At 55.0% G+C, this 13,712-nt stretch carries 12 protein-coding genes; 4 read left to right on the top strand and 8 right to left on the bottom strand.

All coding sequences use genetic code 11. The annotated features are described in order from the left end of the window. The first annotated feature begins 96 nt into the window (after window positions 1-96). Window positions 97-420, top strand: coding sequence for a TusE/DsrC/DsvC family sulfur relay protein (locus P3M64_RS02000; RefSeq protein WP_207893188.1), 324 nt, complete (start codon window positions 97-99; stop codon window positions 418-420). Between the two features lie 115 nt (window positions 421-535). Here P3M64_RS02000 and P3M64_RS01995 read toward each other — a convergent pair whose 3' ends face one another. The 5 genes from P3M64_RS01995 to P3M64_RS01975 form a co-directional block, all read right to left on the bottom strand. Beyond that, complete coding sequence (locus P3M64_RS01995; protein ID WP_132939510.1) at window positions 536-3,625, bottom strand: molybdopterin-dependent oxidoreductase; 3,090 nt, start codon at window positions 3,623-3,625, stop codon at window positions 536-538. A 32-nt stretch (window positions 3,626-3,657) separates the two neighbouring features. Further along, the gene (nrfD, locus tag P3M64_RS01990; RefSeq protein ID WP_132939511.1) at window positions 3,658-4,758 is read right to left on the bottom strand and encodes an NrfD/PsrC family molybdoenzyme membrane anchor subunit; all 1,101 of its coding nucleotides are present in this window, start codon (window positions 4,756-4,758) and stop codon (window positions 3,658-3,660) included. Then, window positions 4,755-5,495: a sulfate reduction electron transfer complex DsrMKJOP subunit DsrO gene (gene dsrO, locus P3M64_RS01985; RefSeq protein ID WP_132939512.1), complete on the bottom strand. Its 741-nt coding sequence runs from the start codon at window positions 5,493-5,495 to the stop codon at window positions 4,755-4,757. The genes nrfD and dsrO overlap by 4 nt, the downstream gene beginning before the upstream one ends. A 172-nt stretch (window positions 5,496-5,667) precedes the next feature. Beyond that, the gene (locus P3M64_RS01980) at window positions 5,668-6,315 is read right to left on the bottom strand and encodes a response regulator transcription factor (protein ID WP_132939513.1); all 648 of its coding nucleotides are present in this window, start codon (window positions 6,313-6,315) and stop codon (window positions 5,668-5,670) included. Beyond that, the gene (locus P3M64_RS01975; RefSeq protein WP_276157053.1) at window positions 6,305-8,188 is read right to left on the bottom strand and encodes a sensor histidine kinase; all 1,884 of its coding nucleotides are present in this window, start codon (window positions 8,186-8,188) and stop codon (window positions 6,305-6,307) included. Before P3M64_RS01975 ends, P3M64_RS01980 begins: the two co-directional genes overlap by 11 nt. Window positions 8,189-8,502: 314 nt before the next feature. Between P3M64_RS01975 and mazG the strand changes: the two genes are divergently transcribed. The 3 genes from mazG (at window position 8,503) to P3M64_RS01960 (ending at window position 10,401) form a co-directional block, all read left to right on the top strand. Beyond that, a complete protein-coding gene (gene mazG / locus P3M64_RS01970; protein ID WP_132939515.1) occupies window positions 8,503-9,372 on the top strand; it encodes a nucleoside triphosphate pyrophosphohydrolase in 870 nt (289 codons plus the stop codon). Next, entirely contained in the window at window positions 9,362-10,030 is a 669-nt protein-coding gene (locus P3M64_RS01965) for a hypothetical protein (RefSeq protein ID WP_132939516.1), read from the top strand. The genes mazG and P3M64_RS01965 overlap by 11 nt, the downstream gene beginning before the upstream one ends. Before the next feature lie 155 nt (window positions 10,031-10,185). Beyond that, window positions 10,186-10,401 (top strand): hypothetical protein, encoded by a 216-nt coding sequence (locus tag P3M64_RS01960; RefSeq protein ID WP_132939517.1) that lies wholly within the window; start codon window positions 10,186-10,188, stop codon window positions 10,399-10,401. 80 nt (window positions 10,402-10,481) lie between these two features. Here the strand turns inward: P3M64_RS01960 and P3M64_RS01955 are convergent, their stop codons facing one another. The 3 genes from P3M64_RS01955 to hflX all read right to left on the bottom strand — a co-directional run bounded on the left by P3M64_RS01955 (window position 10,482) and on the right by hflX (window position 13,653). Then, entirely contained in the window at window positions 10,482-11,360 is an 879-nt protein-coding gene (locus P3M64_RS01955; protein ID WP_132939518.1) for an NAD(P)-dependent oxidoreductase, read from the bottom strand. An 86-nt stretch (window positions 11,361-11,446) separates the two neighbouring features. Beyond that, window positions 11,447-12,274, bottom strand: a complete 828-nt coding sequence (locus P3M64_RS01950) for an inositol monophosphatase family protein (protein ID WP_132939519.1) — start codon at window positions 12,272-12,274, stop codon at window positions 11,447-11,449. Window positions 12,275-12,333: 59 nt separating this feature from the next. After that, window positions 12,334-13,653 (bottom strand): GTPase HflX, encoded by a 1,320-nt coding sequence (gene hflX / locus P3M64_RS01945; RefSeq protein WP_243644798.1) that lies wholly within the window; start codon window positions 13,651-13,653, stop codon window positions 12,334-12,336. Between the last annotated feature and the right edge of the window lie 59 nt (window positions 13,654-13,712).

Genomic DNA, 13,712 nt, shown 5'->3' with positions numbered 1-13,712 from the left:
AAAAAATCAGCAAGCATAATATCATATATAACAAATACCTATATAAAATTCAGGGCAAATATAAGACGTTGAATGAACATACAGGAGTATCGGATAATGCAGCAAACGTCGGAAATGAACGTTGCGTTCGGGGACGAAGGTTACCTCATTAATCCCAACGATTGGACAGAAGATGTAGCGGCGGCCTTGGCCGAAGACGAAGGCATTGAGCTTACCGAAGAGCACTGGACGGTTTTGCGTTTTATGCGTGACTGGTACACCGAGCACGGTGTCGCCCCCAGTGGGCGAGATGTCGGATTGTTCATGAAAAAAATCGGAGCCCCCCGAAATCGTCTATTTGAACTTTTCCCCTATGGCTACGTTCAACAAGCCTGCAAGATCGCGGGAATGATCAAGCCGCGTTCGTGGAGTACGGGTTGACCGCGATCAACATCTGGAAATGGATGTATTTTGCGAATAGGCGCGCCGGCGCCATCACAATAAAAAGGGGCGCTCTTAAGAAGAGCGCCCCTTTCGATCGTTTTGAGAGGATGGGCTATACGCGTTCGATCTTAGCGGGAAGCCCTTGGCGGACGCCCGAACCGACCACCGGATCGACAAACACCGACGCGCCTTTGAGCGTGGGATCAGGGATGCCCAAATCGTTGAGGTTAATTCCCGCCTTTAGTTCAGGTTCATTGGGCTGCATTTTATTGCCGATTAAATGCGGGCGCGCCCCCAGTTCCCTGTGGCCGAAACCGTGTTCAATCGCCAATACGCCCTTATGTACGCCATGACGCACGGAGACGGTTGCTTCGCGGCTACCGCCCGGGGTGCTGATCCGTACCTTGTCGCCCGATTGCAGGTTAAGCCCTTGGGCATCCACGGCCCCGATAATGATTTGGTTCTCGGGATGGATTTGACGCAAACTCCGCGCCCCCAGACTATAGCTATTTTGCAAGGGCGATTTGAAGCTGATCAGTTTAAACGGCCACTCCGTCTTGGGGTAGATTTTATCCACCGGCGTTCCATCGCTGAAGACCGGTTCCGACCAATACGGCGAACCATTATGGCGTTTGCCGGTCATGCTGCTACGCGAAGTGCCGATGTATTCGTTGTAGACATACATCTGGTTTTTGAAACGGTTCCTGGCAACTTCGCCAACAAATCTTTCGTCGTAGTTTTGGTAGCGCCCGCCCCTGGCATAAACATAGGCGACCTTCCGCCATTCATCCGGCTTCAAAGTTTTTTGCAAGACGGAGGAAATACGTGAAACGCCGGATAGGGCGATATCATCATCGCTTGCGTCGGGCACGGGGTTGCCCATGTACGCCACGTTGGCGCCACCACGCAGGTAATAATCCTCCGCTGTGTTCAGGGGGTAAGCGTTCCCAGCTTTATCGGTAATCGCCCCTTCGCCAAATCCCGGAAGGTTCATTTTTTTGGCTACGGCGATAAAGAAGGTTTCCATCGTAATCGGCTGGCCATCGGCCGTCTTTTCGGTCCTAGGCTCCATCACCGGCCACCGCGCAGTCGTGGTTTTCGTTGGCACATCGTTCCACGGCGCCGTCCATCCCCAGGCTTCGTACATAAAAGTATCGGGGACGATGTAATCGGCATATGCGCCGGTTTCGTTAATGAACGGATCGACCGATACGAGCAAAGGCAATTGCTTGGGGTCGGCCAATTTATCGGCGATTTGCCCACGCAAACCAGGGATTCCGTATACAGGATTGGCGCCCAGAACAAACAACGCCTTCATTGGATACGGATCGCCGTTGAACATCGCGGTCATCCATTCGGTTACCAATCCCGGCGAGTTAGGGTACCAAGGGTGCTTAGAAGGATACGCGTTACCTTTGGCTTTGTTGGCGTTGAATTCACCCGTTTTTTCGTACGGCTTATTGCGGGTGATTGGAGCGCCCTTGGGCTTCACCATGCCCGGGAACGTCGCCAAATTATAGCGTGGCCCCTTGCCCGCGTCGGGATATTTCCCCCCGTGGAACAGGGTGCCGCCCTTCCAGTTCAGGTTGCCAATCAGGGTATTTAACATAACCACGGAGTAGGCGTTGTAAAATCCGCTGGCCGACATCATACCGCCGTGGGAGTTCATCGCGGCGCGTTTACCGTGGCTTGTGAATTTGGACGCCAATCCCGCAATAATATCGACGGGGACCTCGCAAATCTTGGAATAATCGGCCAATTCCATTTGGAAGGCATTGTCGTGCAGGATCGACATCGATGTCTTTACCGACACCTTCTGTCCCTTGATCTCCAATTCGCCGTCGAAAAACAGGCGCGCGGGACCCGTGGCCTTGCTGTGCGGAAGCATTTTACCGCTATCGCGATCGAGGACCACATAGGGGTCTTTTTTTCCGTAAACGGCGTCAGCCGGGATATCGAGGCCGATATCCGAACCGCGGAGGAACCTTCCATCCCGGGGATGCCCCTCCTGACGGATCACCAAGTGGGTGGCGTTGCTCCAGCTGACCTCCCCCGCCGCCTCGGCGGCCTTTAGGTTGGGTTGGGTCAGAAATTTATCGTCATAGCGCTCGTGTTCGATGATCCAGCGGATCATCCCCATCATCAAGGCGCCGTCGGTGCCCGGCTTGATCGGAACCCAGCGTTCTCGGTCCGCCGACGCCTTCGTGGTCGCGTGGGAAACCACGGGATCGATGACGACGTAATCCAATTTCCCATCGCTGCGCGCCCTGGCGATCTGCATGCCTTGGCGCTTAAAGGGGTTCCCCGCGTTGGATGGCGCCGTCCCGATGAAAATGATGAATTCGGCATTGTCGAAATCGGGTTTGGCGTGGGGATTTTTTTTGTTATTGCCAAACATCGCACCGGAGCCCGCACGATAGGCCAGCCCACAATACGAACCATGTCCAGCATAGTTCATGCTGCCGAAGGCTTTTTTCATGAACCGTTGCGCCAGGGAGCGTCGGCCATTGTTCATAGGATCAAGAACGCCGACCTGATTGGCCTTAGGGCCGAGCCAGGGCTTGTCGGGGTCGATCGGGGTTTTCAGATCACGCAGTGAACGTAGACCTTCTACCTTACCCTCACCGAACAGATCGCCTCCCTCGACGATTTCGTTGACCAACTGTTCAAACGAAATCGGCTGCCACTTGCCGCTATTGCGCGGCCCGACGCGTTTCATCGGCGTCGTTATCCGAAACGGCGACGTCAATTTCTCCAAGACCGCGTTGCCACGGCCACACGCGGTGGAACGGTATTTAAGACCGTCCTCGTTGCGATGGCTGAGGGCGACGAAGCTGTCACGAACGGAGGTTTCGTACGGTAGCCACGGATCCGTGGACAACGGGCTGAACGGGCTTCCGGCAACGCGGATGACCGTCTGGGTCTTCTTGTCGATACGCACCCGAACGCCACACTGCGTCGTGCACCCGAGGCATTGGGTGTAAGACACCTGCTGTTCGGGATTGACGGTCAGTTCGCCGGTTTTTTGATCGACGGAGAACTCGGGTTTCGGGGCATCGCCATAGATGCCATCTTTCGGCTTTTCACCGGCCCAATAACCGTGGGCCAAATTTTTTCCGGTTTCGGAATACCCCGCGGCGAACACCGCAAGGCCGCCACCCGCCACGGTCGTTTTTAAGAGATTACGACGTGAAAACTTCATAGCTCAAACTCCTTTGAATTTCTTGTATGCGTTTAAGCGTTTGCAGACGGCGTTCCCGAATCATCTTTCCGCCACGGCACGAAGCTCGTGATAACGATGATCAGGAAAAACCAAAGACCCGCAGTGCCGATAATCCCCAAGAGACCTTCCGGACCATTGGGCAGGGCGAACGAATATAGGCCAGCCCCGGTTTTCGGCACGCCTTGACCGCCGATGAAGACAGCCCAGCGGAATATCCATGCGACATGAAGCGCGATCAATCCGGTTACCCAGCCGCTGCCTTGCGGGCGAATTACGGCGATCAGGAAGGGTATGGCCGTGGCCGCGATAGCCCAAACGACGGTTTCACGCCATGCCGCCGACCCGGAAACGCTGCTCAGCGCGGTGGCGATGACGGAACTGATGCCGAAAATACCCAAGGCGAACCAAACGAACCCGATAATCATCGCAATCGCCAGGAAAATCGCCAGCATCCGATTGGTCTTGGTCTCGACGACCATATCACTGTCCCCCACGGTGCGATTGAGCAAAAGAATTAACCCCAACGCGCCGACGAAGCCCGTTGCGATAAACTGCAAAGGCAACAGCGGTGTGTTCCACAAAGGACGAGCCCGAACGACGGCGACTTCCGCGCCGGTGTAGGTAAAGACCAAAATAGCGGCCACAATGGCGGCTAATCCGATCAAGCGGGTCAGACCCGGCGTACGATCCCCACCCATGGCGACAAGACGATAAATCGGCGCCAGCGCGCGGTCGCCTTCACCCAATTCGGCCAAGGCGGGGCGATAAATCGTCCACGCGTAGGCGAACAGCGCAATCAGATAAATGGGAATAAAGAACGACCCCCAAGACATCCACGAGCCCGGCATGAAGTGAAGATAGAAATTCATAAACCGTCCCGGCTGATGAAGATCGGCAAGCAAGGCGATCGGCGCGGCGACGCCCATGCTCAGGGCGCCGATCAGGGCGATGCGGCTGATCTTCTCCCAATCGGTGCGGCCAAAGACAAAGGCGGGAACCGTAAGGAAAAAACACGCGACGCTGATCCCGATCAAGAAGAAGTACTGGACCGCCCAGGGCAGCCACGCCACCGGCTGAGAGTTATTGATGAGTTCAATGATATTGGTGTTCATCGTAGGCTCTCCTCATGATCGCGACCGGGACGCCACAGGGCTTCTTCGCCGCCGACTTTGCCTTGGAAACGGCTATCGAGGCCAATGTAATAGACATGCGGCTGGGTGTTCATCTCGGGCCGGAGAACCTTGACTTCGTTCGTGGCCAGAAGTTTGCTCGCCTCGCTATTGGGATCCTTAATGTCGCCAATGACGCGCGCGCCGCCAACGCATGTTTCGACACAGGCAGGAAGAAGGCCGGCCTCCAGTCGGTGGGTGCAGAACGTGCATTTATCCGCGGTCCGCGTTTTGGGATTGATAAAGCGGGCGTCGTAGGGACACGCTTGTACGCAATATCCGCAGCCGACGCAGCGCGTATTATCGACAACGACGATACCGTCTTTTTTCTGGTATGTGGCGCCCACCGGGCAAACCGGGATACAGGCCGGCTCTTCGCAGTGATTGCAAAGGCGCGGCAACATGAAGATACCCACCTTGTCGCCGTCCTTGACCTCATAGGTCGAAACAATGGTGCGGAAGTTATCGTAAGGCACCTTGTTTTCCATGATGCATGCGACAGAGCACGCCTGACAGGCAATACACTTACGCAGATCGACGACCATCGCCCATCGTTTGGAGGGGTCTCCTCCAGTGTCCCGAGTTTCCGCGGCGGCATCCTTGCTGGCCAGCGAAACCGTGACGACGCCGGCGGTCAACACCCCGGCGTCCTTCATAAAATTCCGTCTTGTCTTATCCATAAGCTTTCGCCCCTGTTCATTGGGTAGCGGTGCACGATCGAAACCCTCTCGGCCCGGATAATTTTCGAATTTTTCCAGGTCTAAAATATTACGTTTTAATCGTGTGGATACATTACACCCGGGGGAAGGTGTTCTGACACTGGGTATAACCCCAGTTACTATAGGGTTATCCCTACCCCTCTTTGTGTGGGGGATGCTCGCCGGCTTCGAACATCAGGCGGGTAATTTCGGCGACCGAGTGCGCATCCAGCTTTTCCATAATGTGATGACGATGCATCTCAACGGTTTTCATGCTGATGTCGAGTTGATAGGAAATTTCCTTGTTTTGCTTTCCCGCGACGACGAGGTCGAGGACCTGGCGCTGGCGCGCAGTCAGGCTTTGCAAGCGCTCCATGGTTTTGCCCTGGCGTTCACGCTGCGTTTGCGAGCGGGCGTATTCGAGCAACGCCTCGCGAATGCGATCGAGCAAGATTTGATCGCTAAAAGGTTTTTCAATAAAGTCGAAAGCCCCGTTTTTTAGCGCCCGCACAGCCGAAGGAACATCTCCGTGACTTGTAATGAAGATCACGGGAATATCGACGCTGCATTTTTTAAGTTCTTCTTGTAATTCGAGTCCACTCATGCCCGGCATGCGCACGTCGAGAAGCAAACAAACAGGGCCCTCAAAGGTTACGACGCCCAAGTTTTCTTCCAAAAAGGCATGCGCCGAGGAAAAGGAAACAACCTTGTATCCCATAGATTCAATCAAATAACACAGCGAATTGCGCATGGATTCATTATCATCAACGATAAAAACCGTGGCGTGCGCATTATTTATCATCGCTATTCTCCGTGACTTGGGAATCCTTATTCGCCGACGCCAAAACGAACGAGAAGACCGTTCCCCCGCCGTCCTCGGAGTGCGCGGTCAGTTGGCTTTCATGGGCCTCGATGATCGAACGACTGATGGACAACCCCAGCCCCATTCCATTCGACTTGGTTGTGTAAAAAGGCTCGAACATGCGGTCTATGGCCTCGCGAGAGAGGCCGGGACCATAATCCCTAACACTAACTTTTACGGCGCCCCCGACATTTTGCGTACACACTTCAAGTTTTCGTTTGGCGCTGTTCGTCGATACCATCTCCTCCATGGCATTACGCATTAAATTCAGGATCACCTGCTGAATTTGAATTCGCTCGGCGAAAACCTTGGGGACTTTTTCATCAAGGTCCAAAACCACCTGGGTGTCGTTGTGGCGAGCCTCCCACGAAAACAGGGAGACGGCCTCGCGTAAGGTTTCGTTAATGTCCAAGGCGGTGCGTTCGTCCGTGTCTTTTTGCAAAAAGCGGCGAATTCGACGAATGATTTCGGCGGCCCTTTCCGCTTCACTGGCCATTTGGCGCATGGTCTTGAGCAATTGCGCCTGATCACATGTTCCCGACTTGGCGCGCAATTCGCTGCCCCGGGCGTAATTGACGATCGAGCCCAGCGGTTGGATAACCTCGTGAGACAAACCAGAAGCCAATTCCCCCATGATGCTCTGACGCGAAACGTGCTCCAGTTCCGCCTCGTGGCGACGGTCTTGTTCCTCGGCGTTGCGCCTGACGGCCATCTCTTTTTGCAATTGTTCATTGCTGTCGTTTAATTCTCCGGTACGGATTTTAACCAGATATTCGGAACGAACGACATGGCCAACGGTCCACAGAAAGGCCGCGGCGACAAAGACCAACCACTCCCAATAGCGGGCGATCAAATCAATCGGAGATATCTTTCCCAAATATTCGTAAGGCCCGATCTTGAGTTCCTTGAACAAATCGTGGACCGGCTGATAATCCAATGGAACGGTCCACCCTGCGTAATTCCCCGTACGCGCGGCTTGGCTATCGGAAGGCAAGGACAACAAAGCCTGGGCGACGCGTTTCGCCAGATTTAGAGAGGTGTTCCTCGTTTTGGCGAAGGGCCAGTCGGGGTAGAGTTCCGTGCTACTGGCGCATTGAAACCCGGGATGGTGTTGTGGATTGAGAATCTTGAAACTGTCGAAATTGATCTTCCCCTCCTCGGCCATGTGTTCCAGCAAACATGTTCGCACGACCCCGGCGTCGGCGACGCCGCCGCGCACGGCAAAGACGATGTTGTCCATTGGAAACCCCAAAAAGGATATTTGGGCAAAATCCTTATAGGGCGAAATACCTTGATGGAGAAATTCCCGAAGCGGCACCTGAAACCCGCCAAAAGCTTCCGGGGCGATCGCGGCGAAAACTTTTCCCTTGAGATCGGAAAGCCGCTGAATGTCCGTGCGGGTACGCTTCGTGAAAATCACGGACCCCACCGCCCCCGCGGGCGAACGGAGCGTATCTTTTTGCAGTGTGGCGATTCGCGAAATTCCAAAGCGCGCTTCGAGTTCGACGTAATTCCCCGGATTGGTGATGATGAAATCCACCTTATTGGTGCGCACCGATTCCTTCATCGTGTCGATGGTCAGGGGAACGATTTTAAATCGTAAGTCCGGAAGTTTATGATCGAGATACGCCGCTGTCGCCGTCCATGTCCGCGTTGCGCGCGCGGCCCCTCGATAGGCGAGAACGCCGATACGAATGTGGGTTTTTTGTGCCGTGGATTGATGTTCCGTCTGTTGAGGGTGGGCAAAAGCCGGAAAAACCGTCGCCCCGAAACCGCCGTATCCTCCTATGAAAACGACGAATAAAAGCCCCATGGCACGAAATTTTATTTTTTGTTTCAGGGCCATAAAAATAGGGAGACCTCCGCTATCTTCCCGTGGAGCGACGACATCGAAGCGGGCACGCATTGTCCTTTCTCGCGAGCGACAAAATCCCGTTTTAGCATCTAAGGTTCCGCGCCGAAGGCCTCATCGACGCGCCCCTTGTCGGGTTTATGGCGCGTTTCTTCTCGCCCCCTGTATTACACACCTTTTTTCACGATGGGAACCTATCAACGTATCGTGAGCGCACCCTGCTCAAAAAAAGCGATACTTGAAATCATCGTCCGAACCTCGATACTCTGTATCTTATGGATAGCGACGATGATACGCCCCCCTCCTCTTCCGTGGATGACCAGGCCCGAGACACGCCAAGCTCGGGGCATGTTCCCGGCAATATTGCGCGGCTTCTCGATATCATGGCCCATCTTCGTGATCCCGCGCGCGGCTGCCCGTGGGACTGCGCGCAAACGTTCTCGACGATAGCTCCCTACACCATCGAGGAGGCCTATGAAGTCGCCGACGCCATCGACAAAGGAGACATGGCGCATCTCAAGGATGAGTTGGGCGACCTGTTATTTCAGGTCGTTTTTTACGCCCAGTTGGGGCGTGAAAAAAGCCTGTTCGAATTTTCGGATATTGTACAAGCCATTATCGATAAGATGATCCGACGCCATCCTCACGTTTTCGCCGACGATGTGATTGCTTCTCGTGAAGAACAGGTGCAGGCTTGGGACGGTCACAAACAACGCGAGCGCGCGGGAAAAATGGCGACAAGCGCCATGGATGACTTGGCCCTGGCCCTGCCGGCGTTGAGCCGCGCCGAAAAAATCCAAAAACGCGCCGCTCTGGTTGGATTCGATTGGCCCAACGCCGAAGGCGCTTTCGCCAAGATTAATGAGGAACTTGGCGAAATTAAAGATGAAATAGACGAAAGCGCCCCCCCTAGCGCGGCGCTTGAAGCCGAGGTCGGCGATTTGCTTTTTAGTTGCGTCAATCTTTCGAGACACCTAAACATTGCCCCGGAAAAGGCACTACGCCAAGCCAATGCGAAATTTATCAATAGATTCAGGACAATGGAAACTCAGGTCCTGAAGTCTGGAAAAACCTTGGGCGAGGTCGCGCTCCTTGAAATGGATTCTTTATGGGAAGCCGCAAAACGCGATGAAGATGATTCATAACACCCGTTTTCCTCGGTTTACGCCCTTGTTTCCCCCCGTCGCCAAGGCGCTTCGGCTCGCCGTTACCTTGGGCGCCCTGGTCGTGGTGTCTTCATGCTATCTTCCCGCGCGCTTCGACAGTGAATTGCAGCTCGACCGCGCCGGGTACTATTCGATGATCTTCGACGGTTATCTGGTCGATATGAATACATACAGCGCCCTGCGCAAGGGAACGATGGACAAGGCGCAGGAAGCGGAGAGGGTAAAAATTCTCAGAACGGATATTATGCGTGACCCCAATGCTAGCGGGTTTCGATACTATCGGGACGGCACCTTCAAGGTGCACTGGGAACGTAAAGGCGATCTGCTTAAGGCCAAAACCGTCACTTTTTTACGCCAGAATGAGCTAATCCTTCAGTTGAAGTATCTGGAAAAAGTTGACGGAAAATCCGATATTGTCGTCATGGAAGGAAAGTCTCTCAGCAAAGCGGAACGCCGGCATGTTCTTGAGATGGGCCTGAATATGCAAGGCGAAATTCGCCTAAAAACGGATGCACGCATCCTCGACCAGAACGCAACCGAGATCAAAACGATCCCCGGCGAACGCGCCAAGTGGTTAATTTGGAAAATCCCCGACATCAATGCCGCGACGCCCAAGGCCGTCTTGCAGTTACGTTGACGGAACTCCCCTTTCGCGTCCTTTTTTCATATGTAGTCTCCTCTCGTCACCGTCCTTTTCGAAACCGCCGTTAACTCGGCGCGCTTCTTGACAAGTCAGTATTGCTGACCTAATATTTTAGTCAGTAATGCTGACCTATTTTAGGAATGGGGACGATGACGGTGATGGACCTGTTAGAGATGGACCTCTATGTGACCCTGCGCGTGACCGTCTTGGGGGGTGGTTTTATTTGGATTTTCATGGCCTTGGCCGAACGCTTTTTACGCAAACGTCAAACTTCCGGAGGCGTGACGCGTAACCATGTTTATTGGATGGGGGTCCTTCTTATGTCGCAAATTCAATTTGCCTTGGATTATGTTTTTTACCATTAACCCGTTAAAAGGAACGCCCGCCGCCATGGACTCCCAGGACGGCGGTTCCATTCATATCCAGACGAGCCGCCGTCGTGATATTACGTGCCGCGTGTCAAGCGGCGCAACAGACTTGACGTATCCCAGCGCCCGCCTCCAATCGCCTGAATGTCGGCATAGAATTGATCGACCAACGCCGTCACCGGCAACTGAGCGCCGTTTTTACGCGCTTCGTTCAAAACGATGGAAAGGTCCTTGCGCATCCAATCGACGGCGAATCCAAAATCGAACGTATCGTCGATCATCGTTTGCCCACGGTTTTCCATTTGCCACGATTGCGCCGCGCCTTTGGAAATGACGTCGATCACCTTCTTCGTGTCCAGGCCGGCTTTTTGCGAAAAGTGAATGGCCTCGGAAAGTCCCTGGACCAAACCGGCGATACAGGTCTGGTTGACCATTTTGGTTAACTGGCCGCTTCCGACCGGTCCCATGAGCGTTACGGCGCGAGCGAAAACGTCGATGATGGGACGAGCCTGGGAAAAGGCGTCCTCGTCGCCGCCGCACATCACCGTCAACGCGCCATTTTCGGCGCCGGACTGGCCGCCGGATACCGGCGCGTCTATGAAGTGGAATTCCCGTTCGCGGGCCTCGGCGTAAAGCGCTCGCGCGATTTCGGCCGAAGCGGTGGTGTTGTCGATGAAAATGGCCCCTTTGGCGATGCCGTGGAAAGCTCCTCTTTCCCCCAAGGTGACGGCGTGGAGGTCGTGATCGTCGCCCACACAGCAAAATACGAATTGCGCCTCTTGGGCCGCCAATTCTGGCGTTTCGGCAAGGGTTCCCCCATATTCTTCAACCCAGCGCTCGGCCTTAGCGCCGGTGCGGTTATAGACGGTGACCTCATACCCTGCCTTACGCAGGTGTCCCGCCATGGGATACCCCATGACGCCCAGGCCGATAAATGCGGTTTTGACTGCCGCCATTGTTGGATATCCTCCCCTAAAGATTAAACGACGCGCTTCTTCGGACACTATAGAACAAGGTGCCGAAAAGTATAATTCTTGAACCCTTATGGCATCAATTTTTGCCTGAAGCTCGCCCACGAAGGGGGCGACGGCGCAAGCAGCAATTGTTCACCATGGCGGTAACGCTGGGGGCGATAAGGGGCTTCATGAGGAAAAATCGCACTGTACCCGCCAGCCTCACGGTGGATAAGCACCCCCGCGGCGTGATCCCAGACGTTGAGGTTTCCGCCATAGGCCGCATACTGAATTTTACCCAGTGCAAGATCGATATATTCACGCCCACAGCACCCATAACGCACAATCCGCTCTGGAATTTCAGGCGGCGGCGCACGATCGCCGGACCGCGCGTGGGTATGGGCGTGCAGGCGTTTGCGCATGCCCGGTCCAAGCGAGGCCGTGCTTTGGGATGGGGAAAGATTATCGGAAATACCAAGCGGGCGCGCCCCAAGCCAAGCACCGCCCCCCTTATGGGCGTGAACCATGACTTCTCCGCAGGGGTCATATATCCATCCTGCTTGCGTTTCACCCCGTTCACAAAAGGCGACAATGACGGCGAAGACCGGCCGCCCCGCAATAAAATTTTTTGTCCCGTCTAAGGGATCAACGATCCAGAAAGGACGATCGTCATCCAATGAATTCAATATATTGGGATCTTCTTCGCTGGCTTCCTCGCCGATCACGGCGCTGGCCGGCGCGATCTTCCGCAAGGCCGTGCTCAGCGCTTTTTCGGCGCGCAAATCGACCATCGTGACGACGTCCCGATTGCCCTTATTGAAGATATCGTCCGCATCGAGATGGCGGAAAAAAGGGAGTATTTCCTGTTTCGCCACGTCATCGATCGCTCGGCAGACATCTTGAGGGTCGAAATTCATGGCAAGGCCGCCTCAACCGTTATTTTTTCAACGTCAGCCTACCATATCAGGGCGCGCGGCTATAGCCCCTGGCCTTGAGAAGGTGACTCCCCCTCCCGATAGAGGCGTTCAAAGCGCCGAATATCCGCCGGAGCCATCCTGATAACCAGATGAACGCCCCCCTCCTCGTCGTCACGCCGCTCAAGCACCTCGCCGTGGTCGTAGAGCCAGGAGAGTTTCTTGCCGTCATCGCTCTGAAGATCGAGGTTCAGAATTTCGAGGTTTTTAGCCAACGCGGAATCAATCAACGCCAATAGTCGAGATATCCCCTCACCCGTCGCCGCCGACAAGGCGACGCCGCCGTCTTCGGCGCGAACGAGCCGATTCAAAAGGGCGTCATGGGCATCGGCTTTTAAGAGGTCGGTTTTATTGAGAACCTCGATATCGGGAACATTGTCGTGGACCGCGTCACTTGGCCTTTGCTCACCGTTGTCATGCGCCAATTCTTTGAGCACGTTCAGGACGTCGTTTTTTTGGGCCTCGGTATCGGGATGGGCGATATCGCGGACATGGATGATGATATCCGCCTCCTCGACTTCCTCCAACGTGGCGTGGAAGGCTTCGACCAGCTCATGGGGCAGGTCGGAAACGAACCCCACCGTATCGGAAAGGATAACCGAGCGTCCCGAAGGCAAGGTCAAGGCGCGCATGGTCGGATCAAGCGTGGCGAACAATTGGTCTTTCGCCACCACCTGGGCTTTGGTCAGACGGTTGAACAAAGTTGATTTTCCGGCGTTGGTGTAGCCCACCAACGCGACGACCGGATAAGGAACCCGTTTCCGTGCGGCGCGATGGAGTTGGCGCGTCCGCTTAACATCCTTAAGATCGCGTTTCAAGCGGGTTATGCGTTGATCAATAAGGCGTCTGTCGGTTTCGATTTGGGTTTCGCCAGGTCCCCCCATGAACCCCGCGCCGCCACGTTGGCGTTCCAAATGGGTCCACGAACGCACAAGGCGTGAGCGCTGATAGGTCTGGTGGGCGAGTTCGACCTGCATGCGCCCTTCCCGGGTGCGCGCCCGAGCGCCGAAGATCTCTAAAATCAAGGCGGTTCGATCGATCACCTTGCACGACCAGGCGCGTTCCAAATTACGTTGCTGCCCCGGAGTAAGTTGGGCATCGACGATGCACACCGCGCATTCCAGGTCGGCGATAAGCCGCCCTATCCGTTCCAGGGCCCCTTTCCCGTACAACGTCGCCGATCTGACCGCGGAAACCGGCGTGACCTCGCTGTAGGCAATGTCAAGGTCAATGGCGCTGGCCAACCCCTTGATTTCATCCAACTGGGCCTCGGGATCGCGCGCGTGACCCACGACGCGGCTTTTCACATAAGGGAACGTCACGAGACAACGATCGCCACGAGAATCATTTTGGCGCGAGGTCGTGACGGAACTGTCGTCTG

Origin of the sequence: Varunaivibrio sulfuroxidans, assembly GCF_029318635.1 — a bacterium.
GTDB lineage: Bacteria > Pseudomonadota > Alphaproteobacteria > Rhodospirillales > Magnetovibrionaceae > Varunaivibrio > Varunaivibrio sulfuroxidans.
Note: the sequence above shows the minus strand (reverse complement) of the source record. Positions and strands in the feature narration are given on the sequence as shown.

Bases quoted from the DNA above. Each gene is read 5' to 3' on its own strand.
- mazG (WP_132939515.1), top strand. From the start codon at position 8,503: ATGGATAGCGACGATGATACGCCCCCCTCCTCTTCCGTGGATGACCAG.
- P3M64_RS01975 (WP_276157053.1), bottom strand. From the start codon at position 8,188: ATGGGGCTTTTATTCGTCGTTTTCATAGGAGGATACGGCGGTTTCGGG.
- P3M64_RS01960 (WP_132939517.1), top strand. From the start codon at position 10,186: ATGACGGTGATGGACCTGTTAGAGATGGACCTCTATGTGACCCTGCGC.
- P3M64_RS01995 (WP_132939510.1), bottom strand. From the start codon at position 3,625: ATGAAGTTTTCACGTCGTAATCTCTTAAAAACGACCGTGGCGGGTGGC.
- P3M64_RS01965 (WP_132939516.1), top strand. From the start codon at position 9,362: ATGATTCATAACACCCGTTTTCCTCGGTTTACGCCCTTGTTTCCCCCC.
- dsrO (WP_132939512.1), bottom strand. From the start codon at position 5,495: ATGGATAAGACAAGACGGAATTTTATGAAGGACGCCGGGGTGTTGACC.
- P3M64_RS01980 (WP_132939513.1), bottom strand. From the start codon at position 6,315: ATGATAAATAATGCGCACGCCACGGTTTTTATCGTTGATGATAATGAA.
- nrfD (WP_132939511.1), bottom strand. From the start codon at position 4,758: ATGAACACCAATATCATTGAACTCATCAATAACTCTCAGCCGGTGGCG.
- P3M64_RS01955 (WP_132939518.1), bottom strand. From the start codon at position 11,360: ATGGCGGCAGTCAAAACCGCATTTATCGGCCTGGGCGTCATGGGGTAT.
- P3M64_RS02000 (WP_207893188.1), top strand. From the start codon at position 97: ATGCAGCAAACGTCGGAAATGAACGTTGCGTTCGGGGACGAAGGTTAC.
- P3M64_RS01950 (WP_132939519.1), bottom strand. From the start codon at position 12,274: ATGAATTTCGACCCTCAAGATGTCTGCCGAGCGATCGATGACGTGGCG.